The 24,860-nt window shown below is 65.4% G+C and carries 29 protein-coding genes and 1 tRNA gene; 17 read left to right on the top strand and 13 right to left on the bottom strand.

The features are described 5' to 3' along the window. Window positions 1–177: 177 nt before the first annotated feature. The 3 genes from ftsZ to ACZ5TV_RS04190 all read right to left on the bottom strand — a co-directional run bounded on the left by ftsZ (window position 178) and on the right by ACZ5TV_RS04190 (window position 2,374). Entirely contained in the window at window positions 178–1,395 is a 1,218-nt protein-coding gene (gene ftsZ, locus ACZ5TV_RS04200) for a cell division protein FtsZ (RefSeq protein ID WP_379779666.1), read from the bottom strand. 4 nt (window positions 1,396–1,399) lie between these two features. Beyond that, entirely contained in the window at window positions 1,400–1,579 is a 180-nt protein-coding gene (locus ACZ5TV_RS04195; protein ID WP_379779664.1) for a ribbon-helix-helix domain-containing protein, read from the bottom strand. A 219-nt stretch (window positions 1,580–1,798) separates the two neighbouring features. Next, the gene (locus ACZ5TV_RS04190) at window positions 1,799–2,374 is read right to left on the bottom strand and encodes a double zinc ribbon domain-containing protein (protein ID WP_379779662.1); all 576 of its coding nucleotides are present in this window, start codon (window positions 2,372–2,374) and stop codon (window positions 1,799–1,801) included. A gap of 205 nt (window positions 2,375–2,579) precedes the next feature. Between ACZ5TV_RS04190 and ACZ5TV_RS04185 the strand changes: the two genes are divergently transcribed. Genes ACZ5TV_RS04185 through ACZ5TV_RS04175 form a run of 3 tightly spaced genes read left to right on the top strand, consistent with a single transcriptional unit; the run spans window position 2,580 to window position 7,658 of the window. Then, window positions 2,580–3,035 carry a DUF7518 family protein gene (locus tag ACZ5TV_RS04185; RefSeq protein WP_379779660.1) on the top strand — a complete coding sequence of 152 codons (456 nt, stop codon included), beginning with the start codon at window positions 2,580–2,582 and terminating at the stop codon, window positions 3,033–3,035. A gap of 20 nt (window positions 3,036–3,055) precedes the next feature. Next, window positions 3,056–6,625, top strand: coding sequence for a chromosome segregation protein SMC (smc, locus tag ACZ5TV_RS04180; protein ID WP_379779658.1), 3,570 nt, complete (start codon window positions 3,056–3,058; stop codon window positions 6,623–6,625). Further along, complete coding sequence (locus ACZ5TV_RS04175) at window positions 6,618–7,658, top strand: segregation/condensation protein A (RefSeq protein ID WP_379779656.1); 1,041 nt, start codon at window positions 6,618–6,620, stop codon at window positions 7,656–7,658. The genes smc and ACZ5TV_RS04175 overlap by 8 nt, the downstream gene beginning before the upstream one ends. A 4-nt stretch (window positions 7,659–7,662) precedes the next feature. On the opposite strand, the gene ACZ5TV_RS04170 is transcribed toward ACZ5TV_RS04175, so the two are convergent. After that, on the bottom strand, window positions 7,663–8,643 hold the full coding sequence (locus ACZ5TV_RS04170; RefSeq protein WP_379779654.1) for a C-terminal binding protein: 981 nt from the start codon (window positions 8,641–8,643) through the stop codon (window positions 7,663–7,665). Between the two features lie 170 nt (window positions 8,644–8,813). Here ACZ5TV_RS04170 and ACZ5TV_RS04165 point away from each other — a divergent pair, with 170 nt between their 5' ends. Continuing rightward, window positions 8,814–9,095 (top strand): DUF7536 family protein, encoded by a 282-nt coding sequence (locus ACZ5TV_RS04165; RefSeq protein ID WP_379779674.1) that lies wholly within the window; start codon window positions 8,814–8,816, stop codon window positions 9,093–9,095. On the opposite strand, the gene ACZ5TV_RS04160 is transcribed toward ACZ5TV_RS04165, so the two are convergent. Further along, window positions 9,092–9,373, bottom strand: a complete 282-nt coding sequence (locus tag ACZ5TV_RS04160) for a MarR family transcriptional regulator (RefSeq protein ID WP_094530771.1) — start codon at window positions 9,371–9,373, stop codon at window positions 9,092–9,094. The two genes, ACZ5TV_RS04165 and ACZ5TV_RS04160, sit on opposite strands and share 4 nt — an antisense overlap. Before the next feature lie 251 nt (window positions 9,374–9,624). On the opposite strand from ACZ5TV_RS04160, the gene ACZ5TV_RS04155 reads away from it, so the two are divergent. The 4 genes from ACZ5TV_RS04155 to ACZ5TV_RS04140 all read left to right on the top strand — a co-directional run bounded on the left by ACZ5TV_RS04155 (window position 9,625) and on the right by ACZ5TV_RS04140 (window position 12,992). Further along, a complete protein-coding gene (locus tag ACZ5TV_RS04155; RefSeq protein ID WP_379779652.1) occupies window positions 9,625–9,927 on the top strand; it encodes an EMC6-like membrane protein in 303 nt (100 codons plus the stop codon). A gap of 1 nt (window position 9,928) precedes the next feature. After that, entirely contained in the window at window positions 9,929–11,749 is a 1,821-nt protein-coding gene (locus tag ACZ5TV_RS04150) for a ribosome biogenesis/translation initiation ATPase RLI (protein WP_379779650.1), read from the top strand. Between the two features lie 112 nt (window positions 11,750–11,861). Then, window positions 11,862–12,605: a creatininase family protein gene (locus tag ACZ5TV_RS04145; protein ID WP_379779648.1), complete on the top strand. Its 744-nt coding sequence runs from the start codon at window positions 11,862–11,864 to the stop codon at window positions 12,603–12,605. A 120-nt stretch (window positions 12,606–12,725) separates the two neighbouring features. Beyond that, a complete protein-coding gene (locus tag ACZ5TV_RS04140) occupies window positions 12,726–12,992 on the top strand; it encodes an HAH_0734 family protein (RefSeq protein WP_379779646.1) in 267 nt (88 codons plus the stop codon). A 41-nt stretch (window positions 12,993–13,033) separates the two neighbouring features. Here the strand turns inward: ACZ5TV_RS04140 and ACZ5TV_RS04135 are convergent, their stop codons facing one another. The 4 genes from ACZ5TV_RS04135 to ACZ5TV_RS04120 all read right to left on the bottom strand — a co-directional run bounded on the left by ACZ5TV_RS04135 (window position 13,034) and on the right by ACZ5TV_RS04120 (window position 15,908). Continuing rightward, window positions 13,034–13,645 carry an L-threonylcarbamoyladenylate synthase gene (locus ACZ5TV_RS04135; RefSeq protein ID WP_464384332.1) on the bottom strand — a complete coding sequence of 204 codons (612 nt, stop codon included), beginning with the start codon at window positions 13,643–13,645 and terminating at the stop codon, window positions 13,034–13,036. A 120-nt stretch (window positions 13,646–13,765) separates the two neighbouring features. Next, window positions 13,766–14,278, bottom strand: coding sequence for a redoxin domain-containing protein (locus ACZ5TV_RS04130; protein ID WP_379780111.1), 513 nt, complete (start codon window positions 14,276–14,278; stop codon window positions 13,766–13,768). A gap of 1 nt (window position 14,279) precedes the next feature. After that, entirely contained in the window at window positions 14,280–14,540 is a 261-nt protein-coding gene (locus ACZ5TV_RS04125) for a glutathione S-transferase N-terminal domain-containing protein (protein WP_379780113.1), read from the bottom strand. A gap of 168 nt (window positions 14,541–14,708) precedes the next feature. Further along, window positions 14,709–15,908: a zinc ribbon domain-containing protein gene (locus ACZ5TV_RS04120; protein ID WP_379780115.1), complete on the bottom strand. Its 1,200-nt coding sequence runs from the start codon at window positions 15,906–15,908 to the stop codon at window positions 14,709–14,711. 105 nt (window positions 15,909–16,013) lie between these two features. Here ACZ5TV_RS04120 and ACZ5TV_RS04115 point away from each other — a divergent pair, with 105 nt between their 5' ends. Both ACZ5TV_RS04115 and ACZ5TV_RS04110 read left to right on the top strand, forming a co-directional pair. Beyond that, window positions 16,014–17,384: a hemolysin family protein gene (locus ACZ5TV_RS04115; protein WP_379780117.1), complete on the top strand. Its 1,371-nt coding sequence runs from the start codon at window positions 16,014–16,016 to the stop codon at window positions 17,382–17,384. A gap of 693 nt (window positions 17,385–18,077) precedes the next feature. Continuing rightward, entirely contained in the window at window positions 18,078–18,290 is a 213-nt protein-coding gene (locus ACZ5TV_RS04110) for a hypothetical protein (RefSeq protein WP_379780120.1), read from the top strand. A gap of 165 nt (window positions 18,291–18,455) precedes the next feature. On the opposite strand, the gene ACZ5TV_RS04105 is transcribed toward ACZ5TV_RS04110, so the two are convergent. Next, window positions 18,456–19,187: a DUF5781 family protein gene (locus ACZ5TV_RS04105; protein ID WP_379780122.1), complete on the bottom strand. Its 732-nt coding sequence runs from the start codon at window positions 19,185–19,187 to the stop codon at window positions 18,456–18,458. 63 nt (window positions 19,188–19,250) lie between these two features. Between ACZ5TV_RS04105 and ACZ5TV_RS04100 the strand changes: the two genes are divergently transcribed. Beyond that, window positions 19,251–20,258 carry a WD40/YVTN/BNR-like repeat-containing protein gene (locus ACZ5TV_RS04100; protein ID WP_379780124.1) on the top strand — a complete coding sequence of 336 codons (1,008 nt, stop codon included), beginning with the start codon at window positions 19,251–19,253 and terminating at the stop codon, window positions 20,256–20,258. A 36-nt stretch (window positions 20,259–20,294) separates the two neighbouring features. Here the strand turns inward: ACZ5TV_RS04100 and ACZ5TV_RS04095 are convergent, their stop codons facing one another. Together ACZ5TV_RS04095 and ACZ5TV_RS04090 are read right to left on the bottom strand one after the other, a co-directional pair. After that, window positions 20,295–20,993, bottom strand: coding sequence for a queuosine precursor transporter (locus ACZ5TV_RS04095; RefSeq protein ID WP_379780126.1), 699 nt, complete (start codon window positions 20,991–20,993; stop codon window positions 20,295–20,297). Then, window positions 20,986–21,225, bottom strand: a complete 240-nt coding sequence (locus ACZ5TV_RS04090) for a ribbon-helix-helix domain-containing protein (RefSeq protein WP_379780128.1) — start codon at window positions 21,223–21,225, stop codon at window positions 20,986–20,988. Before ACZ5TV_RS04090 ends, ACZ5TV_RS04095 begins: the two co-directional genes overlap by 8 nt. Window positions 21,226–21,482: 257 nt before the next feature. On the opposite strand from ACZ5TV_RS04090, the gene ACZ5TV_RS04085 reads away from it, so the two are divergent. After that, a complete protein-coding gene (locus tag ACZ5TV_RS04085) occupies window positions 21,483–22,073 on the top strand; it encodes a 50S ribosomal protein L15e (protein ID WP_379780130.1) in 591 nt (196 codons plus the stop codon). 182 nt (window positions 22,074–22,255) lie between these two features. Continuing rightward, window positions 22,256–23,068, top strand: a complete 813-nt coding sequence (gene ubaA / locus ACZ5TV_RS04080) for an SAMP-activating enzyme E1 (RefSeq protein ID WP_379780132.1) — start codon at window positions 22,256–22,258, stop codon at window positions 23,066–23,068. A 64-nt stretch (window positions 23,069–23,132) separates the two neighbouring features. Here the strand turns inward: ubaA and ACZ5TV_RS04075 are convergent, their stop codons facing one another. Beyond that, window positions 23,133–23,525, bottom strand: coding sequence for a DUF7577 domain-containing protein (locus tag ACZ5TV_RS04075; RefSeq protein ID WP_379780134.1), 393 nt, complete (start codon window positions 23,523–23,525; stop codon window positions 23,133–23,135). 209 nt (window positions 23,526–23,734) lie between these two features. Here ACZ5TV_RS04075 and ACZ5TV_RS04070 point away from each other — a divergent pair, with 209 nt between their 5' ends. The 4 genes from ACZ5TV_RS04070 (at window position 23,735) to ACZ5TV_RS04055 (ending at window position 24,853) form a co-directional block, all read left to right on the top strand. After that, window positions 23,735–24,115 (top strand): Rid family detoxifying hydrolase, encoded by a 381-nt coding sequence (locus tag ACZ5TV_RS04070; RefSeq protein WP_379780136.1) that lies wholly within the window; start codon window positions 23,735–23,737, stop codon window positions 24,113–24,115. A 1-nt stretch (window position 24,116) separates the two neighbouring features. Then, on the top strand, window positions 24,117–24,437 hold the full coding sequence (locus ACZ5TV_RS04065) for a hypothetical protein (RefSeq protein WP_379780138.1): 321 nt from the start codon (window positions 24,117–24,119) through the stop codon (window positions 24,435–24,437). Window positions 24,438–24,464: 27 nt separating this feature from the next. Next, window positions 24,465–24,546: transfer RNA gene (locus ACZ5TV_RS04060), tRNA-Ser, on the top strand. A gap of 139 nt (window positions 24,547–24,685) precedes the next feature. After that, window positions 24,686–24,853: a hypothetical protein gene (locus ACZ5TV_RS04055; RefSeq protein WP_379780140.1), complete on the top strand. Its 168-nt coding sequence runs from the start codon at window positions 24,686–24,688 to the stop codon at window positions 24,851–24,853. The last annotated feature ends 7 nt before the right edge of the window (window positions 24,854–24,860 follow it).

Here is a 24,860-nt window from a genome sequence, read left to right as displayed (position 1 = left end):
GGCGCTCCGATCGGTGTCCGGATCCGGCGTCGGGGACTCGGTCCGTCGATGACACACCACACGGATTACACGGGTGTCGTCGACTTAAGCCCTCGCGTGACGACGCGGCCGCTCGTGATTCGAGGCATCATCGAAAAGCGGTCGGACGTTCGTTCGCGGGGTCTCCCGGCGGTTCGTCTACCGGATGACGTCGAGCCCGTTGTTCTTCTCAACGGTCTCGGTCCCGCCGTCGGACTCCCAGGCCGCACGCTCGGATCGCCCGGACCCACCGGAGCCTCCGACGCCCGCGTTCGTTTCCGCTGCGCGCGAACGGGAGTCACCGAGGTCATCGCCGTCGACCGCGGCACGGGACTTGTCCGCCTGTTTCTGTGTCGACGGACCGAGCACTTGCGCACTCTGGACGCCGGTCATGATCGCCATGACGCGGACCTTCCCTTTGTACTCCTCTTGGATACGAGCGCCCCAGATGACGTTGGCGCTCGCCTCCAGCCGCTCGGTGATGTTGTTCGCGATCCCCTCGGCCTCCTTCAGCGTGAGATCCGGGCCGCCCGTGATGTGGACGAGCCCGCCCGAGGCACCGCGGTAGTCGACGTCCAAGAGCGGATGGTTCATCGCGTCGTTGACCACTTCTTGGGTCTTGTTCTTGTCCTGGGTCTCGCCGACGAGCATCACCGCCACGCCGCCCTGGTTCATGATCGTGGACATGTCGGCGTAGTCCAGGTTGATGAGGCTCGGCTGGGTGATCGTCTCCGAGATCCCTTTGACCGTCTCCGCGATGATCTGGTCCATCACGGAGAACGCCTTTCCGATCGGGAGGTTCGGGACGTAATCGAGCAGCCGGTTGTTGTCGAGGACGATGATCGAGTCGGCCTCGTTGCGGAGGCTCTCTAACCCTTCCTCGGCTTTCACCGTGCGGGCACGCTCGACGTTGAACGGCGTCGAGACCATCCCGACGACGATCGCTCCCTGGTCTTTGGCGATCTTCGAGACGACCGGGGCCGCGCCGGTGCCGGTCCCGCCGCCCATGCCGGCGGTGACGAAGACGAGGTCGGCGTCGCCGAGCACCTCCTTGATCGTCCCCTGGGCCATCTCGGTGGCCCGCTCGCCCATCTTAGGGTCGCCGCCGGCACCGAGCCCCTGCGTGAGCGACTTGCCCACGAGGATCTTGGTGTCGGCTTCGATCATCTTGAGGTGCTGTTTGTCCGTGTTGATCGCGACGGTGTCGGCACCGTCGACGCCGATGTTGTACAGTCGGTTGACTGTGTTGTTACCCGCGCCGCCGGCACCGACGATGACGATCCGGGGGTCCCCGAACTCGTCGTCGTCCATGTCGACGTCCATGTCGCGTTTCTCCGCTTCCGCGTTGTCGAGGGCGTCCTGAACGAGATCCTGCATCGATCTACACCTTGGCCCAGCTGCGGTTGCGGCTGCGCTCCTCGCGCTCGCCGTCCTGTTCGTTCAACATGTCGCGGACGGCCGACCGGATCGCCTCGCTCCGGTTCGGGAACTCCCCCGTCTCGACCATCTGTTCGACCTCGTCGATCTGCTGTTTCGGGATCCGTAGTGTCACACGCTCCATTTTGTGTATTCCCCCGGTAAGACGGCGCGACCCCATGTCGCGCGTCTTACAGCGTCGAATCGCCCGACGACGAGGACATCCCCGCCGACGGGCGCCGGCTGTAAGACGACCGTCTTACGCGGTTGTAGTCACCGAGGCTATGCTTATAAAACTAACGGCGGTTGTAAGACAAATGTGTGGAAACGCCGTATACCGGGACTTCGGCCCTGTTTACGGCGGTTATCTGTCGTTCAATACGTCCGCTGCGGGGGTCCGCCGACCGCAACCGGGGCAGAACGCCCAGTCGGTTCTGACCTCGTCGCCGCACTCACAGAACGCTCTGTGTGACTGCTTCTCACCACAGTTCGGGCAGTAAACGTGGTCTTCAGGCACGTTTTCGCCACATCCACCACAGACGTTTTCGGTCGTTTGCATCGCACGGTTTCCACGCGTCTTACGCGCATCAGGCTCGTCTTCCGGCATCGTCTCACGTGTTACACGCGCGTCTGACTCCTCGGCGTTAGGGGCGTCGAGAGTGACGTTTACGTTGATCTCACCGGGTCCTGACGGCGTATACGCGTTCGTGGGTTCGGGTCGAGCCGTCCCGAGCCGTTCGTCCAGCGCCGCGTCGAGGCGCTCGGCGATGAGGTCGTCGACGCGGTCGGCCAGCGCGGCGTCGACGCTCCCCTCGGACGGCTCGTCGTCGGTATCGAGGTGGGCCCGAAGCGCCTCGCGCATCACCTCGCTTTTCGAAGCGTCACACGATTCCAGCCGCTCGACGAGATCGTCGTCGGCTCGGAACGTGATCTTGCTCATCGCCTATCGGTATCCGTGGTGGGTACAAATAGCTTGCTTCCCGTCCGACGGATGACAGACAGCCGCCGGGGACGCCCGCTGAACCGGATGGGCTGGAGAAGCCGAACCGAACGAACACTCTACGAACGGACGCCTCGGGTATGCCACTTGGTCACACATGTGTCTGACGCAGATTTATACGGCCCGCGCGGGCATACGTGTGTACATGAGCAACCGCGTCGAGGACCTCGAACGGCAGGTCGCGGAGCTGCAGGCGGCGGTCAACGGGCTCACCGAGGAGCTCGTCGAGATGAAAGAACGCGTCCGCCAGCTCGAAAACGAACAGGAACGTGCAGCCGCCGCGGAAGCGGCCGCCGAGGCGGACGAATCCACCGGGGACGACGCGTCCGACACGGTGTCCGACGCCGCCGGCGGCGAGCGCCGGACCCACTCCGACGATCACGTCGAGGTCGTCGAGCGAACCGATCCGCCAGCTGACACCGCGGCCGCCCCCGACGCCGACGGGACGGACGCTGACCGGACGGACGCCGACGGGACGGACGACGAGGTGATCGTACCCGACGAGTCGCCGGCGACGCCCGACGCCGAAACCGATACGTCGACGCAGGAAGGAGACGAAACCGAGGGCGAGTCCGACGACAACGACATCATCGTCGCGTAAGCCCGCGAGACCCCGCGAACATGCATATCACGGAAGTCGTTTTGGACGGGTTCAAGAGCTTCGGGCGCACGACGAGGATCCCCTTCTATGAGGATTTCACCGTCGTCACGGGACCGAACGGGTCCGGCAAGTCGAACATCATCGACGGGATCCTGTTCGCGCTCGGGCTGGCACGCACCCGCGGGATCAGAGCGAAGAAGCTCACCGACCTGATCTACAACCCCGGACACGAGGACGGCGAGGGTGATGGCGGCCCCTCGGAGGCGTCCGTCACGGTGGTGCTCTCCAACGAGGACGGGACCCTCGACCGCTCACAGGTCGTCTCGGCGGCCGGCTCGGAGAACGTCGGCGACGTCTCTGAGATCACGATCAAACGCCGCGTGAAGGAGACCGAGGACAACTACTACTCCTACTACTACCTCAACGGCCGCTCGGTGAACCTCTCGGACATCCGGGACCTGCTCGCCGCAGCGGGCGTCACGCCGGAGGGATACAACGTGGTGATGCAGGGGGACGTCACCGAGATCATCAACATGACGCCGTATCAGCGTCGTGGGATCGTCGACGAGATCGCGGGCGTCGCCGAGTTCGACGAGAAGAAGGAGGCCGCCTTCGAGGAGCTCGACACGGTCAAAGACCGGATCGGCGAGGCCGACCTCCGGATCGAGGAGAAGCGGGAACGGCTCGACCGGCTCTCCGACGAGCGCGAGACCGCCCTCGAGTACCAGTCGCTCCGCGAGGAGGTCGAGACGTATCGCGGCTACCGCAAGGCCTCCGAGCTGGAGGACAAACGGGAGTCGCTGGAACGCGTCGAGGACGACATCGACGACGCGGAAGCCGAGCTCGCGGAGCTGCGGGCCGAGCTCGACACGCGACAGGGTGCGCTCACCCGCTTGGAGGAGGACCTCGCGGACCTCACTCACGAGATCGAGACGAAAGGCGAGGACGAACAGATCGAGATCCGCGCGGAGATAGAGGAGATCAAAGGCGAGATCTCCCGGCTGAAAGACAAGATCGAGGCCGCCGAGGAGCGCGCGGCGGAGGCGGAGACGGAACGCCGGAACGCGTTCGTCCAGATCGACCGGAAACAGGAGACGATAGACGACCTCGAAACCGAGATCCGTGACCTGAAAGTCGAGAAGGCGTCGATCAAGTCGGAGATCGCGACGAAGCGGTCGACGCTCGCCGACGTCGAAGCCGAGATCGAGGGCGCGGACACGGAGTTCGACGAGCTGAAGGACGAGCTCGCGGACCGAAAGGCACGTCTGGAGACCCTCCGTGAGGAGAAACACGAGGCCCAACGCGAGAAGGACCGGCTGCTCGACGAGGCGCGTCGCCGATCGAACGCCGTCGAGGAGGCACGCGAGGAGCTGGAGGCGGCTCACGAGGACGTCCCGGACCTCAAAGCACGGATCTCGGAACTACACGGCGAGCTCGACAAGGCACGCAAAAACGAGTCGCGTATCGAGGACGCGCTCGCGGACCTGTTCGCCGAGAAGTCCGAACGGAAGGAACGACTGGACGAGATCGAGGCGGAGCTCCGCGAGAAGCAGAACGAGTACGCCAAACTCGAAGCCGCCGCGAGCGAGCGTGGCGACACCTCTTGGCCCCGCGCCGTGACCGAAGTGAAGAACGGCGGGATCGACGGCGTTCACGGCGCGGTCGGCGAGCTCGGCTCCGTCGAGGCGGAGTACGCCGAGGCGTGTGAGACCGCCGCCGGCGGTCGGCTCGCGAACGTCGTCGTCGACGACGACGGCGTCGGGTCCACCTGTATCGACTACCTCAAGCGTCGCAACGCGGGTCGGGCGACGTTCCTCCCGATCACGAAGATGGACGACCGTGGCCTCCCCCGGAAGCCGTCGGTGCCGGGCGTGATCGACTTCGCGCGGAACCTCGTCGATTACGACTCCCGGTACGAGACGGTGTTCTCGTACGTGCTCGGCTCCACGCTCGTCGTCGAGGACATGGCGACCGCCCGCGACCTGATGGGCGACTACCGGATGGTGACGCTCGACGGCGACCTGATCGAGAAATCGGGCGCGATGACCGGCGGTTCCGGCGGCGGCTCGCGGTACGCGTTCACGAAATCCGGCGGCGGGAAGCTGGAGCGGCTCGCCGAGGCGATCTCCGAGTTAGAGGACGAGCGCCGGAGCGCGGAGTCGGAGATCGAATCCCTGGAGGCGGATATCGACGACGCGCGCGACCGCAAGGCGGACGCCGCCGACCGCGTCCGATCGCTCGAAGGCGACATCGAGCGCGCCGAAGCAGAGCTCGAGTCGACCGAGGCGCGGATCAACGAGCTGGAAGACGAGCTCGCGTCGCTCCGCGCGGAACGCGAGTCCGTCGATCAGGAGATGGACGAGATCGACACGACGATCGACGCGCTGGACGCCGACATCGACGGCTTGGAAGCGGATATCGCGGAGATCGAAGCGGAGCTCGCGGACTCGAAGATCCCGGAGCTCTCCGAGCGGGCGGACGGGATCCGCGAGGAGATCGCCGAACTGGAGGGTCGGATGGACGACCTCGACGCGAAACGAAACGAGCTGGAACTGGAGAAGGGGTACGCCGAAGACGCGGTCGACGACCTCCACGACACGGTGGAGACTGCCCAGAACCGCAAGAGCGAAGCCGAATCGGCGATCGCCGAACACGAGGCGACGATCGGGGAGAAAGAGGAGCTGTTAGCGGAGAAGAAGGCGTCTATCGCGGATCTCGAGGAGGAGCTCGAGGCGCTGAAAGCCGACCGCGAGGCGCTCCGCGAGGAGATCCAGGAGGCCACCCGGAAGCGCGACGAACAGCGCTCGACGGTCGCCGACGCGGAGTCCGCCCTCGAAGAGCTGGTCGACCGGCGCGACCGGCTGGAGTGGGAGGTCGACGAGCTGGAGTCGCAGGTCGGCGAGTACGACCCCGAGGCAGTCCCGGACCTCTCGGAAGTCGAGTCACGGATCGAGTCGCTCGAGGCGGAGATGGAGGCGCTCGAACCGGTCAACATGCTCGCGATCGACGAGTACGACGAGGTCCAGGCGGAGCTCGACCAGCTCGAGGAGCGTCGGGACGTCCTCGTCGAGGAGCGCGACGCGATCACGGAGCGGATCGAGGGGTACGAGGCCGAGAAGAAGGCGACGTTCATGGAGACGTTCGAGTCGATAAACGAGCACTTCCAAGAGATCTTCTCCCGGCTCTCCGCCGGGTCGGGCGAGCTCGTGTTGGAGAACCCCGAGGACCCGTTCGAGGAGGGGTTGACGATGAAAGCACAGCCCGCCGATAAGCCGGTCCAGCGGCTCGCGGCGATGAGTGGCGGCGAGAAGTCACTCACCGCGCTGTCGTTCATCTTCGCGGTTCAGCGGCACAACCCCGCGCCGTTCTACGCGCTCGACGAGATCGACGCGTTCCTCGACGCGGTCAACGCGGAACGGGTCGGCGAGATGATAGAGGAGCTCGCCATGGACGCACAGTTCGTCGTCGTCGGACACCGCTCCGCGCTGCTGGAGCGCTCCGATCGCGCGATCGGCGTCACGATGCAAGGGGACAACCTCTCCGCCGTCACCGGAATGCAGTTCGGTGACGAGGTGAGCGCGGATGACTGAGGACGACGGGGTTCCCGACCTCGATCTGACGAGCGAACGGCAGGACGTAGCTCCGGCGTTCGGCGACGACGCAGAGGACGGTGATCGCTCAGAGACCGCCGACGCAGAGGACGGCGACCGCTCGGAGGCCGCCGACGCAGAGGACGGCGACCGCTCGGAGGCCGCCGACGCAGAGGACGGCGTCCCTTCGGACGCCGTAGACGTTGACGCCAGCGACCGCTCGGACGCCGCCGAGGACGACGAGGAGGTCGAACCGGTCGAGTTGCTCGTTCAGCTAGCCGAGGAGGGGGAGATCGAGCCGTGGGATATCGACATCGTGCAGGTGACCGACGCGTTCCTGGAGAAGCTCGACGAGACGGATCTCCGGACCACGGGGCGCGCGCTGTTCTACGCCAGCGTCCTGCTCCGAATGAAAAGCGACGGGATGTTGGCCGACGACGAGGACGAAGCGGAGCCCGCCGCGGAGCCGTGGGAGCTCGCGATGGAGGGCGGCGACACCGATCCGGCCGACCCCGGCTTCGACCCGATCGACAAGCTCGAAGCGGAGATGGACCGCCGGCTCGACCGGAAGCACACGCGTGGGTCGCCGGAGACGCTCGACGAGCTCGTCCGCGAGCTCCGCGAGGCCGAGCGCGGCTCGTGGTGGAAAGAGTCCCGCAAGTACGACACCTCCGAGTCGCCGTCGGGGTACGACCGGGGGACCCAGACCCTCGATTACCACACTGGGGACGAGTTCCGCCGCGACGGCGAACCCACCGCGGGGGACGCGACGGACCGAACCCACGACGAGGACATCGAGGAGGTGATCGCGGACGTCGAATCCGCGATCACCCCGCACTTCGACGCCGGGCGCGCGGAGGTGCTGTTCGCGGAGGTGTCGTCCGCCGGCGGCCGACCGTTCATGACGTTCCTCGCGCTGTTGTTCATGGCACATCGGGGGAGCGTCACGCTCCGTCAGGACGAGCTGTTCGGGGACCTGTGGATCCGCGACCCGGCGGCGTCGATGGGCGAGTCCGAAGCGGTAGCGGATTAGCCGGCTACAGCCAGTCGGCGTCGGGGTCGATCCGGCCGGCCGGGGTCTCCCCGTTGAGGACGGCCGCGACGTCGGCGGCGGCGCTGTGATTGAGGTCGTCGTACGCGTCCTCGCTGTACCACGCCGCGTGCGGCGTGACGACCGTGTCCTCGCGACCGACAAGCGGGTCGTCCTTCGGTGGTTCCTCGGCGAGCACGTCGAGCCCGGCCGCCTTGATCGTGCCGTCGTCGAGCGCATCCAGGAGCGCGTCGGCGTCTATCACGGGGCCGCGACCCACGTTGACGACGACGGAGTCCGGCGAGAACCGTGCGAGCGCGTCGGCGTCGACCATCCCCCTCGTCGCGTCGGTGAGCGGCGCGTACACGGCGAGGTGGTCGCTCCGCTCGAACAGTGTGTCGAGTCCGACCGTCTCGACGCCGTAGTCGGCCATCACGTCGTCGTCGACGAAGGGGTCGTGTGCGATCAGCTCCGCGCCGAAGCCGCCGAGCTGTTCGGCCGCCCGCCGGGCGATCGGGCCAAACGACAGGAGCCCGACCGTCGACGCGCTGAGCCGTCGGATCGGCCGACCGTCTTCCCAGCTCCAGCGGCCGTCGGCGACGGCATCGTCGTACGGCTTCATCGAACGGAGGCAGGTCAACAGTAGTGAGACGGAGTGAGTTGCCACCTCATCGGTGCAGTAGTCGGGAACCCGCGTTACCGTCACGTCGGCGGCGGCGGCGGCCGGGACGTCGATGTTGTCGACGCCGACCGACGAGCGAACGATAGCGTCGAGCTCGGGTGACAGCGCCTCGATCGCCTCGGCCGTGACCGGCGTGTTGATGTCGGTGACGATCGCGTCGAACCCCTGGCCGGCCTCGATGACCCGGTCGGCCGAGCCGAGCTCGGCGACGACGATCTCGACGTCGTCGTCGACGCCCTCGGCGAGTCTGGCACGATAGGTGTCCGGGTCGATCATCGGAAACGACGAGAGCAGGACGCGTTTCATACGCCTCGCTACGACCCGCCCCCACTTGATGCCTGTTGCTTACGCTGTTAGGTTCGAGAAATATTATTGTCGTTCGTGAGGTATCCGCTCGATCGGATCGTTTCGACGGCTCTTTGACCGCCGGGCGATAACGCGCGGCCGTGAGCGACGAGACGACCGATAAGCCGCCGATGCTCGTCTTACTGGAGTCGTTGGCGTTCTACCGGAACGTCCGGATCGGTGCTGCCGTCGGCGCGAGCGTCGCGCTCGCGTTGTACCTGGTACGAACGTTCGAGCTCCTGCCGTGGGCGCTCGTCGAGGTCCGCGAGTATCCTCTGTTCGGGCCCGACGTGTGGTTCCTCCTCCTCGCGTTCGTGTTGGCGGCGACGCTCGGGCTCTTGGTCGCGATACTGCTCACCGTCGTCGCGGCGGTTCGAGGGGTTCGTGACGTGAAACGAGAACGGAGAGACTAGTCGGCCGTACAGGAGGCGTCACGGTCCTCGCTCGTGAACTCCTGTGCCGGCTCGGTGAGCTTGTAGAGGTTTTGTCTGGCGTCCGCGAAGTAGACGTCCTCGTCGACCACGTCGATCCCCTCGAGCCGTTCGAGGGCGTACCGGACGGTTCGGGCGGACAGCATCGACTCTTGGACGATCCCCTTCTGTGTCAACGGTCCGTTGTATTCGAGCACCTTAAAGACGAGTTTGGCGCTCGGCGGGAGGTCGTCGAGACCCTCCGTTTGGGTTCCAGCCATCGTTACGATTCGAAACCGTACTCGCTCATAAATGTTGATGCAACTCCCGGCGTTTCGGGGCCATTAGGGGCCTTTATTGCTGGTTTTCTTCGCATGATCCGGATAATTCCTCCGGTATATCGGGTGTAGACTGACCAGTCAGTCAGTCATTTTGCTCGCGCGCGCTTCGCCGCACACAGGGGCGGCGGACCGATCGGGTCCGTAGGGGACGGAACGAACGGCTTTTCACCGGTGGTTGCGGATCCGTAGACATGAGCGACGAACCGGCAATCACCGGCCACGCCCGGAGCGTGGTGGTCACCACTATCTGCTGTCTCGCGGGGATCGCCGCGGGCGTGGTGTCGGCCGCGTACGTCGGGACCGGCGATGCCGCCGCCACCAGCACGACCGCCGTCCTCGTGATGGGCGCGTTCGTGTTGATACAGTACCCGCTGTACAAGGTCATCGGCGTCGGCGACTTCGGCGTCAAGGACAACCTCTACGTGGCGTTCATGACGTTCACGCTGTGGTTCATCAGCTACACCGTGCTGCTCACCTCGGCGGTGACGTTTTGAGATGGCCGACGACAGCATCGCGGTAGTCGACCTGGACCGCTGTCAGCCCGACCGCTGCAACTACGAGTGTGCCAACTACTGTCCTCCGAACCGGACGGGAAAGGAGTGCATCACCGAGCGCGGCGAGGACGCCGACGAGGGTGACCCCGACCAGATACATATCTCCGAGGAGCTGTGTCTCGGGGAGACTTGCGGGATCTGCGTCGAGAAGTGCCCGTTCGACGCGATCGAGATCATCAATCTTCCCTCGGAGCTGAAAGAGGAGCCCGTCCACCGGTACGGCGAGAACGCGTTCGCGCTGTACGGGCTCCCGACGCCGGAGCCCGGCAGCGTCACCGGGATCCTGGGCCCGAACGGGATCGGGAAGTCGACGGCCGTTCACGCGCTCGCCGGCGAACGCGTCCCGAACCTCGGCGACCACGAGACCGACCCGACGTGGGAACGGGTTCTCGATCGGTTCCGTGGCACCGGCCTCCAGAACTACTTGGCGGCCCTGAAAGCAGGTGACGTTACCGTCGCCCGCAAACCGCAGTACGTCGACCAGATCCCGAAACAGTTCGACGGGAACACCCGCGAGCTGTTGGAGCGGACCGACGAGCGTGGTGCGCTCGATGACCTCATCGATCGACTGAACATCCGACCGGTGATGGATCAGGACATCGACTCCATCTCCGGCGGGGAGCTCCAGCGGGTCGCCATCGCGGCCTGTCTCGCCCGCGACGCCGATTTCTACTTCCTCGACGAGATCACCCCGTACCTCGACATCGGCCAGCGGATGGTCGCCGCGCGGCTCATCCAGGAGCTGGCGAACGACGACGACGCCGAGCGGTCGATGCTGGTCGTCGAACACGACCTCGCGATCCTCGACCTCCTCGCCGACACCCTCCACGTCGCGTACGGCGAACCCGGGGCGTACGGCGTGATCACGGACCCGAAATCGGTTCGAAACGGGATCAACGAGTACCTCAAAGGCTACCTCGACAACGAGAACATGCGGATCCGTCCGTCTGCGATCACGTTCGAGGAGCACGCTCCTCGGGCTTCCTCGAAGGGGACGCCGCTCGTCGAGTATCCGGACCTCCACAAGTCGTACGGCGAGGGCGAGTTCTCCCTCGACGTCGAGGGCGGCGTCATTCACGAGTCGGAGGTGCTCGGGATCGTCGGGCCGAACGGGATCGGGAAGTCGACCCTCGCCAAGCTGTTCACGGGTTCGTTGACCCCTGACCAGGGCGAGCTCGACTTCCGGCTCGACATCGCGTACAAGCCGCAGTACATCGAGATCGACCAGCCGATGCGCGTCGACGCGTTCCTCTCGTCTATCACCGACGAGTTCGGGACCTCGTACTGGAACACCGAGGTCGCCCAGCCGCTCCAGCTCGACCGGATCATGGAACAGGACCTGACCGACCTCTCGGGCGGCGAGCGACAGCGGGTCGCCATCGCGGCGTGTCTGTCCGAGGACGCGGACCTGTACCTGCTCGACGAGCCCTCCGCGCACCTCGACGTCGAACAGCGGGTCCGCGCGACCACCGCGATCCGCCGGTACGCGGAGAACCACGACGCCACCGTGCTGGTGATCGACCACGACATCTACATGATCGATCTCCTCGCCGACCGACTGATGGTGTTCGACGGCGAGCCGGCGGCGCACGGGCACGCGACGCCGCCACAGGAGATGCGTGAGGGGATGAACGAGTTCCTCGCGGACCTGGATATCACGTTCCGACGCGACGAGCGAACCGGCCGCCCCCGGATCAACAAGCCGGACTCACAGAAGGACCGCCAGCAGAAACGCGACGGCGAGTACTACTACGCGCCCTGACGCCGGTCGTCTCGTTTGGCCCCCGATCCGGGCTCGACTGCCCCCGCCCGGCGCGCGCTGGTCGCTCGCCGCCACCCGGAGCTCTTTGGTCGCCCGCCGCCCTCGCTGAGGTATGCCGGAAACCGATTCCGATCTGTTCGGGCTGACGTACGAGGAGGCGGGCGAGGCGATCGCTGACGCGGACTTCGGCGTGCTCCCCGCGGGAAGCATCGAACAACACTCGACGCATCTCCCCGTCTCCACCGACACGCTGCGTGCGGACCACCTCACCGCCGAGCTCGTCGAGGCGGCACCGGCGTTCGATCTCGACCTCCTCAGACTGCCGACGCTGCCGTACGGACAGTCGGAACACCACATGACGTTCCCGGGCACAGTGACGCTTTCAACCGAGACGTACGTCGACGTCGTCCGCGAGATCGGCGGATCGATGGCGACCCACGGGCTCGACCGCCTGCTCATCGTGAACTGTCACGGCGGCAACCGGGAGCCGCTGTCGATCGCGGCCGACCGACTCGGCCGGGACACGGAGCTGACGGTGCATTTCGTCCACTGGACCGACTTCGCCCGCGAGGACCTCGAGGCAGCGTTCGGGGAGGGGTGGGGCCACGCCGGCGACCACGAGACGAGTTTCGTCGAGCTGTACCGACCCGATCTGGTCCGCGACGGAAAGAAGGAACCGCAAGACGCGGCGGAGTTCCCCGAGACGCGGAGCTACGAGTACTTCAGCGACGTGACGGAGCTCGGCGGGCTCGGTGATCCGACCGCGAGCGATCCCGAAACGATGGAGGGGATCGTCGCCGACACGACGGATGCGATCCTCGAGGCGCTCGTCGCGGACGTCGAGAACGGGTGGTGATAGGCGTCGAGGGGAGTGGATAACGAACCCCGGAGACGGGTACGGACGGGTATCGATGCGGCCGTCGCTCCGATCCGCGGTATCGAAGCGATTAAGCGATGAACCCGCCAACGACGGCGTATGCAACACCTCATCGTCCGCGGCGACCCCGGGATCCGCAAGGACGCGATCATCGAGTACGAGGGTGAGGAGCTGGTGTGTTTCGGTATCAACACGCAGGGCGGGTGGCACGGTCCGGACGAACCCCAGCTCTGGTGTACGGTGGGAACCCCGGACGAACGAGAGGCCTACGAGAAACGCGAGTACGTTCCGCACTGGCTCGACGTCGACACCGTCGACGCCGAGGCGCTCGACGTGATCAGAGCGAAAGGCGACCTCTCAGTGTAGCCCGCGTCCCCGACCACGTACCTGGGTCTCCGTCTTCTTTCTCACACGGGCGGGTCCGCGAGCCACGCCTCCACAGCACCCGCCATCGCCCCCCGGCGATGGATCCGGCCGGCGTCGGGGTCGACGACGGTGCTTTCCGTGCCCGGACAGTCGCCGTCGTCGATCACGACCGCGGCGCGCTCGCGTATCCGGTCGTCGAGGTCGGCCACCCGAGTGACGCTGCCCGTCCCGGAGACGTTCGCGCTCGTGGCCGTCACCGGCCCCGCCTCGGCGGCGAGCGCTCGGGCGACCGGGTGGTCAGGGACGCGCACACCAACGCGGTCCCGACCGCCGGTCAGGACGTCGGGAACGTCGCGGCCGCGCTCCACGACGACGGTGATCGGTCCCGGGAGGAACGCACGCATGAACGCCAGCGCGGTCTCGGAGGGACGGACGTGTTCGAGCGCGGCGTCGACGCTCGCCACGCCCATCGAGAGGGGATCCTCGCGGCTGCGTCCCTTCACTTCGAACACCGCTGCGACCGTCTCAGGGTCGAGGGCGTCCGCGCCGAGCCCGTACACCGTCTCGGTGGGGTAGACCACGAGGCTACCGCTCCGCACCGCGTGTGCCGCCCGAGCCACGGTTTCGCGCGTGTCTCCCGACAGGCCGTCCATACGGCCCGATTCGTCCAGCCGTTCGCCGTCGTCAGTCACATCGCGGAGTTGGCGGGTAACGCGAAAAAGGCTAGCGGCTCCCGACGACTCGGCAAGGGAACGATCGCTTCACGAACCCGATCAGTCGACCAGTCGGTCGATCGCGGACCCCACCGCGTCATACTCGGGGAAGTCGGGGTGTTCGTCTGCGACCCAAGCGTATCGGACCTCGCGGTCCGCATCGAGGAGGAACACGGCGGGGCGTGCCTCCGTGATCCCCGCCATCCCGTCGATGTCGTGGTCGACGCCGTATGACCGGATCACCGCCGCGCTCGGGTCGGAGAACACCCGGACTCCGTCGCCCCGCTCCGCGAGCAGTCGCTTGTGCTCGTACGGGGTGGATATCGAGAGGCCGTACACGTCGACGTCGTCCCTCCAGCCGTGCTCGTCGATCTCGTTGTAGAGGTACGTCGTCTGAAACGCCCCGTCCATCGGGTGGAACACGAGCAGCGTCGGCCCGTCGACCACGTCATCGAGCGCACGGTCCTCCCAGAACTCGTCGCCGACGAGGGGCCGAGTGAATCCCGGGGCGGTCTCACCGACCGTGGGGTGGTCGGCCTCCGGCAAATCGACGACGTCGAACCCTAGATCCATCTCAGGCACCCCCGTCCCCGTACGTGCGGTCGAGGTACGCGACGATGTTCGCGCTCTCGGACATGGTGACGCCCGTCTCGGGGTCGACGATCGCCGGCACGCTCCGCGATCCCGAGACGCGTTTGACCACGTCGCGGGCCGAGTGCATCGGCTCGACGTACCGCGACCGGTACGGAATATCGAGGTCGTCGAGCCTCCGGACGACCCGCTCACAGAACGGACACGCCTGGAGCCGGTACAGCGTGATCGGTTGCCTCGTCATACCGTTCCGTGGGGTCGCTGGCGGGGTAACCGTGTCGACGGCGGCGAGGTATCCGTGTCGTTATGATGTGGCACCCGTGTCGATGGCGGGACACTCGGTTGCTGGCGGGACACTCGGTTGCTGGCGGGACACTCGGTCGACGCCGGGGGGAATCTCTGGACCCACGAGTCACCCATCGTTCGCGGCCGTGGTCTCGGTCGCTCCCGACGCACCCGTGTGGTCACTAGCCACGTGGGTCTCGTCCGTTTCTGCGTCGGTGTCACCGTTTTCCGGATCGGTGTCACCGTTTTCCGGATCGGTGTCACCGTTTTCCGGATCGGTGTCACCGTTTTCCGGGTTGACCGCGTCCGCGAGCGACGTCTTGACCCTGTCGGCCGGTGCCGCGGGACCGGTCGTCCCGAACAGCTCTGCCCGGGCGCAGGCCGCACAGTAGTGGTTCAGCTCGTGCTCGTGGGTACGGACCGGCACGCCGGCGAACAGCGTTTCGTCGCGGCGGCGACGGACGACCCCGCCGTCGAACCGCTCGTCGCAGACGACACACGGCTCCTCACAGGGATCGACCGGTTCGAGCACCCGGTGGTCGACCGTCTTCTGCCGGCCGAACGCCGTGATCCGGTGTCGGCGGCCCAGTCGATCGTCGGCCGGCGGGGCGACGGCGAGACCGGCGACAGCGAGCGCGAGACCGACGCCCGCCATGGCGACGGATCCGTTTTGCGCGGCGGTGATCGCGATGAACGACCCGACCAGGAGTACGACCGCGCTCAGTCCGTACGCGGAGGCGGTCATTAGCGCGGTCTCCTCGTCCGGCTCCCGTTTCGGCATCGGGTAATCTTCCTCGTCGACGGTGAGCCGCCGAGTTTCCGCGAGCATGGAGTGGTGATAGTAGCCGTACAGGAAGTTACCCACACCCCCAGTCGTGAACAACAACAGCACGTGGATCGGGATCGATCCGATGTCGCGGTCGACGAGGACGACCGTGTCGCCCTCGTCGCGCTCGATCTCCCATCCTGCGTCGAGGTGTTGCTGTACCCGCCGACGAAACGCCGACTCGTCGGTGTCGGGCGTCGACTCGTCGGTGTCGAGCGTGGTGTCCGCGGTATCGGAGGCCGATCCGGCGGCCGAGACTGCTTCGTGTCTAGCGGGGCTTTCGGAGCCGCCTCCGTCGCGCTCGGCTCCGCACTCGGAACAGAACGCGTCGTCGGACCCGAAGCGGCTGCCACACGAGCCGCAGAACTGGGCTTCCGTCCCGTCCGCGAGGTCCGCTCCGCACGCCGAACAGAAGTTCGCGTCGGGGGAGACGGTCGCGCCACACTCGTGGCAGTCCGGTCGCCCGGGATCGGGGGATCCCGTCGTAGAGGGGGAGGGCATCGCGGGATCGTTTCGCCGTCGACGCCTTATCCCTTACCGTGTTCCCGACATCGGCCCGAACGGAAGGTAATCCTTTAACCGTCGCCCAACGCACGGTTAATGAGCATGGGTTCATTGTCGAGCGTACTACTGGCCGGCGTCCCGGGGACTCCACCGGTGACCGACCCGCTGGTAACCGTCGTCGGCATCGCCGCCATCGTCGTCCTGATCGGGATGTCGGCGTTCTTCTCCTCCTCGGAGATCGCGATGTTCTCGCTGCCGAAACACCGCGTGAACGGCCTCGTCGAGGAGGGAGTCAAGCACGCGAAGACGATCCAGACGCTGAAAGCCAACCCGCACCGGCTGTTGGTGACGATCCTCGTCGGCAACAACCTGGTAAACATCGCGATGACGGCGATCGCGACCGCACTCATCGGCGCGTACGTCGAGAGCGCGCTGTTGACGATCGCCCTCACGACGTTCGGGATCACGGCGATCGTGTTGCTGTTCGCGGAGACTGCGCCGAAATCGTACGCCGTCGAGAACACGGAGTCGTGGTCGCTCCGGATCGCCCGACCGCTGAAGTACTCTCAGACTGCCCTGTATCCGCTCGTCGTCGTCTTCGACTACCTGACCCGCGTCGTCAACAAGGTGACCGGCGGCCGGGCCGCCATCGAATCGACGTACGTCACTCGCGAGGAGATCCAGAACATCATCGAGACGGGCGAGCGGGAGGGCGTCATCGAGGAGGAGGAACGCGAGATGCTCGACCGCATCTTCCGGTTCAACAACACCATCGCCAAAGAGGTGATGACGCCCAGACTCGACGTCACCGCGGTCCCGAAGGAGTCGACCGTCGAGGAGGCGATACAGAAGTGCGTCCACGCGGACCACGAGCGCGTCCCCGTGTACGACGGGAACCTCGACAACATCGTGGGGATCATCACCGTTCGCGACCTGGTTCGCGAGCTGCGATACTCCGAGGGCGACCCCTCGCTGGAGCGCGTCGTCAAGCCGACGCTTCACGTCCCCGAGTCGAAGAACGCCGACGAGCTGTTAGAGGAGATGCAGGACAACCGCCTCCAGATGGTGATCGTCATCGACGAGTTCGGGACGACGGAGGGGATCATCACCTTGGAGGACATGGTCGAGGAGATCGTCGGCGACATCCTCGAGGGCGACGAGCCCGAGCCGATCGAGTTCGTCGAGGAGAACGTCGCGTACGTGCAAGGCGAGGTCAACATCGACGAAGTGAACGAGATGCTCGACATCGACCTCCCAGAGGGCGAGGAGTTCGAGACGCTCGCCGGCTTCGTGTTCAACCGGGCCGGTCGCCTCGTTGAGGAGGGCGAGGAGATCGAGTTCGACGGGGTCAGGATCCGGATCGAGCGCGTCGACAACACCCGGATCATGAAAGCGCGAGTGACCGTCCTCGACGTCCCCGAAGACGACCCAGACGGGGACGTCGAGGAGGCGCAGGCGGACGGGGCGGAGTAGACTGCCGGGAAGATCGGGTCCCCGTTACACTCCATATGGCGTGAGAGGGTTCACGCGTCGCGCTGAATAGAGAGGGTGAGTTCAGCAGACCGACTCCATTTGTTCCAACCGAGCTGCGATGAATTAGCTGTCAGACTGGGCGTGCTTGGTGAGTGATAACGGGAGTCTATAGAACAAATGTTTTAAGTAGATTAAAATAATATTAGAAAATAATATGAAAAAGCAATTACCGCTTGTTGGTCTCTCGTTACTCATATTTGGGGTTATTTCCTTTTACTTCGTGATTATAGACGGTAATGCATGGATTCCTGCATTATTATTATCCTCATTTCTAATTATTTTTATCCTATGGTATTTGTATGATATGCATAAATCAATTAAAACAATCGAAGACGAAATCAAGAATATTAATGGCTAATATTAGTCAAATATTAGTATTGAGATATGCGGATTCCATACGAAGACGAATGATCTCAACCATTCGTTAGCAGTTCTTACTTTGGTGTTGCCAAAACAGCTTAATAAACTACTTTGCTTTGGCTCTGTTGAAATCCTTAGAAAGTGATATTTATTTTCTCCACTGCGGTCAATACGCAGCTCTTGTTGACCAAAGAGAGAACTACGTGCCGAGGAAACTGATTGCATGACTCGTTGGGGGAACTCTTATACCCGAATCAACAGTGACAAGTCATAATGACTGACACAGCAAATTCGGGCGGGGGGCTGTTTTCCCGACTCCCGGAGGGTGTGAAAATCGGACTTGCACTGATTAGTATCGTGTACGGTGTAGCGATATTGACCGGCACTATCGAAGACCCAATTCCGTCAGGCGTGTGGGCAGTCGTATGGATCTCGGTGGGTATCTACCTGATCGTGCGTGCGGTGCGTCTGAGTAGTCAGTCGTGATGCACTAGGAGGCTGTACTGAACGATTCGTGAGTCCCCTGTATTGACCGATCACTTCCCGCGATAAATCAGCCATCGGCTTGTGCAACATTCGCGCCCTGTGTTCAGCACGGAGTTCGTATCAGATCCGAAGGGTTTCAACAGAGCAAACGCAGACCACTGGGTTCTACACCGCGTACGCGCGGGCAGCCGACACGAGTGCTTTCCGGTAGTCGCTCTCGGACGGATCGGGGCCCAGCTCCAAGAACCGCCGTTTGAAGCCGTTGACGTCGACGTCCGCCGCGTCGCTCTCGGCGGCACGGGCGAGGTCGTACAGGCGGTGTGAGGGGCCCGCGAGGTCGTGGCGCTCGACCAGCGCCAGCGCGAACGCCGCGTTCACCGCGGTGATATCCGGGTCGGCTCCGGCGGTGACGGGAGGCGATCCGGCCCGGTCCAGCTCCGGACGGTCGGCGATCGCGGCCGCGAGCGTCGACTCGAGGAAGCCGACCAGTTTGTCCGCCGGGGCGACCGAGAGCGTGATGTCGTCGGCGTAGATGTCCTTCATGTGGTTCGCGATCTGATAGCAGTGTGCGAGCTTTCGACGCTCCACTTTCTCGCCGGCGAGCCCGAGGTACAACGCCTCCTCCGTCGACTGGAGGTGTGAGGCGTGGCCCTCCTCGTAGCGGGCCATATGGGACAGCTCGTGGACGGCGAGCTCCCGGGCCATCGCGCTCGTGGCGGCGCGACGCGAGACGTTCAACACGTGGTGGTCGTCGTAGTGGGCGGCCCACGTCCGCTCGTCGGGGTCCGTTCGGACCCGGACGTGTACGGGTGCGTCCAGCGAGAACTCGGTTTCGAACAGGTCGGCAGCGCCGAGGAACGGGTCGGGGGGGACGTCCCCCTGTACGCGAAGATCCATGCGTACCGTTACCATGGATTGCGGGGCTAAGTCTCTTGCGCCCGCCAGCCCAACACCCGACCCATGTCCATCTATGCGGCGTACGACGACGGGCTCCGCGTCGTTGACCCGGCGAACGAGCGGGTCGACACCCGACTGGACGACCAGGGGGTCGAGTGTCTCGCTGTCGACTCCCGAACTCCCGACCGCGTGCTCGCGGGGACGTGGAACGGGCTGTATCGATCCGACGATGGCGGGAAGACGTTCGAGCGGGTCGCGACGGACGGGCTCTCCTCGGACGGGGACGGGATCGACGCGGTCACTGCGCTCGCGGTGAGTCCCGACGACCCCGAAACGGTGCTCGTCGGAACCGAACCCTCACGGATCTACCGGTCGACGGACGGTGGTCGGTGCGTCGAGCGTATCGAGGGCCTCCAGAGCGTGCCCTCCGCCGACGAGTGGTCGTTTCCGCCCCGGCCGGACACCCACCACGTCAGGTGGATCGAGACCTGTCCCGCGGATCCCGATCGCTGGTACGTCGGGATCGAAGCCGGCGCGCTCGTCGTCACCCCGGACGGCGGGGAGACGTGGATCGACCGCCCCGAGGGCTCGCGACGGGACACCCACACGATCGCGACGCATCCCGACGCGCCCGACCGGGTGTACGTCGCCGCGGGCGACGGCTACGCCGAGAGCGACGACCGCGGCGCGTCGTTCGCGACCCCGAACACGGGGCTCGATCACGGCTACGTCTGGGGGATCGCAGTCGACCCCGGAGACCCGGACCGAGTCCTCGTCAGCGCCGCGAGCGGTGCGAGCGCCGCGCACCGACGCGGCGAGGCGTACCTCTACCGAACGGAAGGAGCCGGCGGCGGGAGCGGGGACAAGCCGGCGTGGGAGCGGCTCGACGACCGTGGGATCCCGACCGGCGACAGCACCTATCGGGCGGTGATCGCCGGCGGAATCCTTCCCGGCGAGGTCTGGGTGCTCAACGATCGAGGCCTCTATCGAACGACCGACGGCGGGGGCAGCTTCGAGCACGTGGCCGCCGACCTACCGCGGACGGCCGCCCGAGCGCTGGCGGTCGTGTAGCGAGGACGGGAAGATGCCATGTGAACGCCCGAACGCCTACTCCCGAACCGCGCGAACGACGAGGTAGACGAACGGGGTGTCGATCACGGCGATCAGCAGCTTGAGGAGGTACTGACCGACGACGAGCGCGGCGGCCTCGCCGAGGGACAGCGGCATCCCGATGCCGAGAACCGCGGGAGCGACGACGAACGCGACGCCGACGAAGATCACGGTGTCGAGCACCTGACTCGTCGCGGTCGAGGCGAGGTTACGGAGCCAGAGCTTCCCCGGACCGGTCCGATCGCGGATCTCGTGGAACACGATCACGTCCCAGTTCTGGCTCACGACGTACGCGAGCAGGCTCCCGAGAACGATGTTCGTTGTCGGCCCGAGCGCCGTGTCGAAGGCGGCGGATACCTCCGGGTTGATACCGGGTGCCGCGAGCGTCGACCAGACGAGCGCGAGCACGACGAAGTTCATCGCGAACGCGACGTTGACGACGACCTGTGCCGCCCGACGACCGTACAGCTCGGCGTAACAGTCGGACGCGAAGAACGTGATCGCGTACGCCAGCGCCGCGCCCGGTAACAGGATCTCCGGCCCGACCGCCGGAAGCGCGACCGGGAGCGGGAGCGCGAGCACCTTCGCCGCCGTCACCTGCGCGGTCGCGAGAGCGGTGACGAACAGCGCGACGAGTCCGACCTGTGCCACCGCCTCGCGGCCGAGCGGGTCGCCGGCGTACGGGTGATCACTCATTCGTCGCTCCGTCCGCGTCGACCGTCCCGTCCGACGACGATCCGCCGTCGTGCACGGCGCCGTCGTCCGTCAGCCGGCCGTGCCGTTCGTCGATCTCGTCGAGCACGTCGAGCGTCTTGCGGATTGACGCTCGAACCGCGTCGCTTCGGTTGACGAACTTCCCGTCGTCGCCGACGTGCTCGTCGAGGTCCGCGAGCAGCTCGCCCGGGATCTCTACGCTTATCTTGGGCATACTTGAGGATTCTTCGGGTATTATTAAACCGTGACGGGTCGTTCGCGGGTGTGCGAGTGGCTTACGCGGGAACGCCGGAGCGAAGCGCTTAAACTCCACGCCGGGGAAACGACAGTAACTCGCTGGTACGGACGTCCAGCGGGCACTCGCCGCCGGATCGCGGGCAGCAGTCCGTTCGCGGACCGCCTCCGACGATCCGGGACGAGACGAAATGTGGCCGCCTCGCGGCTGAATCGCAATCGTCCGTGGACAACACAATGGCACGAAGCTTCTACTCGCACATCAAGGACGCATGGCGGTCCCCCAAGGAGGGGAAACTCGCGGAACTACAGTGGCAGCGCAAACAGGAGTGGCGCGACCAGGGCGCAATCGAGCGGATCGACCGACCCACGCGGCTCGACAAGGCTCGTGAGCTGGGCTACAAGGCGAAACAGGGTATCGTCGTCGCCCGCGTGAGCGTCCGCAAGGGCGGTTCGCGAAAACAGCGACACAAGGCCGGCCGACGCTCGAAGCGACAGGGTGTCAATCGCCTCTCGCGACGCAAGTCGATCCAGCGTATCGCCGAGGAGCGCGCCTCCCGGAAGTACCGGAACCTGCGCGTGCTCAACTCCTACTGGGTCGGTGAGGACGGCTCCCAGAAGTGGCACGAAGTGATCCTCGTGGATCCCGCACACCCCGCGATCGAGAACGACGAGGACCTCAACTGGATCTGCTCGGACGACCACAAGGGTCGCGCGTTCCGCGGCCTCACCTCCGCCGGCACCAAGGGTCGCGGCCAGCGGAAACGCGGCAAAGGGACCGAGAAGACCCGGCCGTCGGTCGGCAGCAACGACCGGCAGGGCAAGTAAGCGCTCCAACGACGCGCCCGTCCCATTTATCGGCGTACAGCGACGTTACAGCCGTCTATTTATCAGCGTACAGCGGCGTCGTCGTCGATCACTTATCAGCGATCACACGCGTCCTCTCGTGAATTATACGCCACGTCGCCGGTGGGGAAGCGATTATACTCGGGCGTCTCCCATTCGGCGATATGAGCCTCTCCCTCGACGCCACCCAGCTCGATCGGTACTCCAGACACGTCATCATGGACGAGGTCGGCCCGGAGGGGCAGGGTCGGCTCCTCGACGGTCGCGTGCTCGTGATCGGCGCGGGTGGGCTCGGCTCGCCGGTGATCCAGTACCTCGCTGCCGCCGGCGTGGGGACCCTCGGCATCGTCGACGACGACGTCGTCGAGCGGTCGAACCTCCAGCGGCAGGTGATCCACGGCGACGACGACGTGGGCGAGCCGAAAGCCGCGTCGGCAGCCCGGTTCGTCGAGCGGCTCAATCCGGATGTCACAGTCGAAACGCACGCGACCCGGCTGGACGCCGACAACGCTCACGACCTGATCGAGCCCTACGATGTCGTCGTCGACTGCGCGGACAACTTCCGGACCCGGTACGTCGTCAACGACGTCGCCCGAATCGAAGGGATCCCCGTGGTTCACGGGGCGATATACAAGTTCGAGGGGCAGGCGACGACGCTCGTGCCCGACGGCCCCTGCTACCGGTGTCTGTTCCCCGAAGCGCCGGAACCCGGGACCGTTCCCGACTGTGCGACGACGGGCGTTCTCGGCGTGTTACCCGGAACGCTCGGATGTATCCAGGCGACTGAAGCGGTGAAGCTCCTCCTCGACGCCGGTGACCCCTTGGTCGGCCGATTGCTGTTTTACGACGCCCTGGAGATGAGTTTCGAGACGGTTCCCTACCGGCGGAATCCCGACTGTCCAGTCTGTGGCGACGACGGGATCGAGACGATCGCAGGGATCGAGTACGCGGGCGGCTGTCGGATCGACGCCGACTGAACGGACGCTGCCGATGCGGGTCGAAGGCGGTCGACGCGGGTCGCGTCGAACGATGGTGGTCACCTCACCCCCGCACACCGCCCCCGTCGTCGCCCGCGAACCCCGGCCGGGCACACCACTGGCAGTAGCGGAACTCGGGGTGGTTCTTCTCGCCGCAGTACTGACACGCGACTCGGTCGTCGTCGGAACCACCGTCCTCGTGATGCGTGCCGGCGACGCTGTCCGTGGTGTCGCCGACGACGTCGTGTCCTCTTGCTCCCGTGCCGCCGTCGGCGTACCCGACATCGCCCTCGCGGGACCGCTCGTTGACCGGCGGGTGCGTTCCCGTCGGCGGTGGGGACCCGTCCCGGGCGAGTCGTCTTCGGATCCCGTCTCCGCTACGGGCGACTGACCACGCCACCGCGACGTTGACCGCGATCGCCCCCGTGACGAACGCGACGATCAGCTCCGCCATCATGTGTTACTAGTTAACACCCACCACTAATATTTCCAACGGTTACGTTGATTTTGGACACCCACACACGGATTTTGACCGTCGGATCGCACGCTCAGATCCGAAACGGGGCGGATCCGCGGCACCGACGTGGATCGATGTGTGTCAGGCGGACCGATATGAGCCGGCATGGACCGATGGCTATTATGAGACGGGGTCGAAACTGTCGGCGTATGGCGAACACGATCCACACCGACGCGGCACCCGCGGCGGTCGGGGCGTACAGTCAGGCGACCACGAACGGCGAGCTCGTGTTCACAGCCGGGCAGATCCCGTTGACGCCGGACGGGGAGCTGCTCGACGACGCCTCGATAGCCGAGCAGACCGAGCAGGCGCTCGACAACCTCCTCGCGGTGTTGGCGGAGGGCGGTGCCGAACCGGAGGACGTTCTCAAGACGACCGTCTTCCTCGCGGATATCGACGACTTCGAGGAGATGAACGAGGTGTACGCCGGCTACTTCGACGAGTCGCCGCCCGCCCGATCGGCCGTTCAGGCTGGCGCGCTCCCGAAAGGGGCCGGCGTCGAGATCGAGGCTGTCGCGAGCATCGAATAGGATGGGTGAAGGCGGGGGGAGCGACGAACGCGAGGACGCTGAGAACGGAGCTCTCGCGAGATCGGACGACGGTCCGACCGATCAGGTTCCGGGCGTTCCGGCGACGCCACGGAACCGGGCGAAGTCGGCAGCCCTGTGGGGTGCCGTCGGCGGGTTCTCGTTTCTCGTCCTCGCGCAAGCGTACCTGCTACTCGGCGGCGACCTCCCGGTCCGATACGCGTGGTTGTTCGCACTGGCCGGGGTCGTCGCGGCCGTCGCCGGCGGTGCGGCGTATCTCTTCGAACACCGGATCGCGGCTCGGCTGGCGAAAAGAAGGACTTAACAGTCCAAACGGATTACCTCCGAACGAGCCAGGATGGCCGAGTGGTAAGGCGCACGCCTGGAAAGCGTGTTCCCTTCCGGGATCGGGGGTTCAAATCCCTCTCCTGGCGTTTCTCGACTGATCGACACGCGAGCGTCGGCAACAGCTATCCCGGTGAGCACCGGTTTCAGCGTCTTCGATCCTGAAGGCGGGCCGTGTGCTCTCCCGCCACAACCTTCTTATGTGTGTGGAGTGTTGACACACCTGTCATGCCGGACACGAAATCGGGACGCGAGCGGAAAGGGCGGAACAAGCGCCGTCAGCTGGAGAGCCATCTCAACCGTCGAGAGCTGGAGGCGACGGCGGACCCGCCGGAGCCCTCCCTCGACGATGTCGACGGTGAGTTCCTCACGGAACCGCCCGAGCGCGACGAGTGAGCGGCGG

The sequence above is a fragment of the Halorubrum tibetense genome, assembly GCF_055396225.1.
Note: the sequence above shows the minus strand (reverse complement) of the source record. Positions and strands in the feature narration are given on the sequence as shown.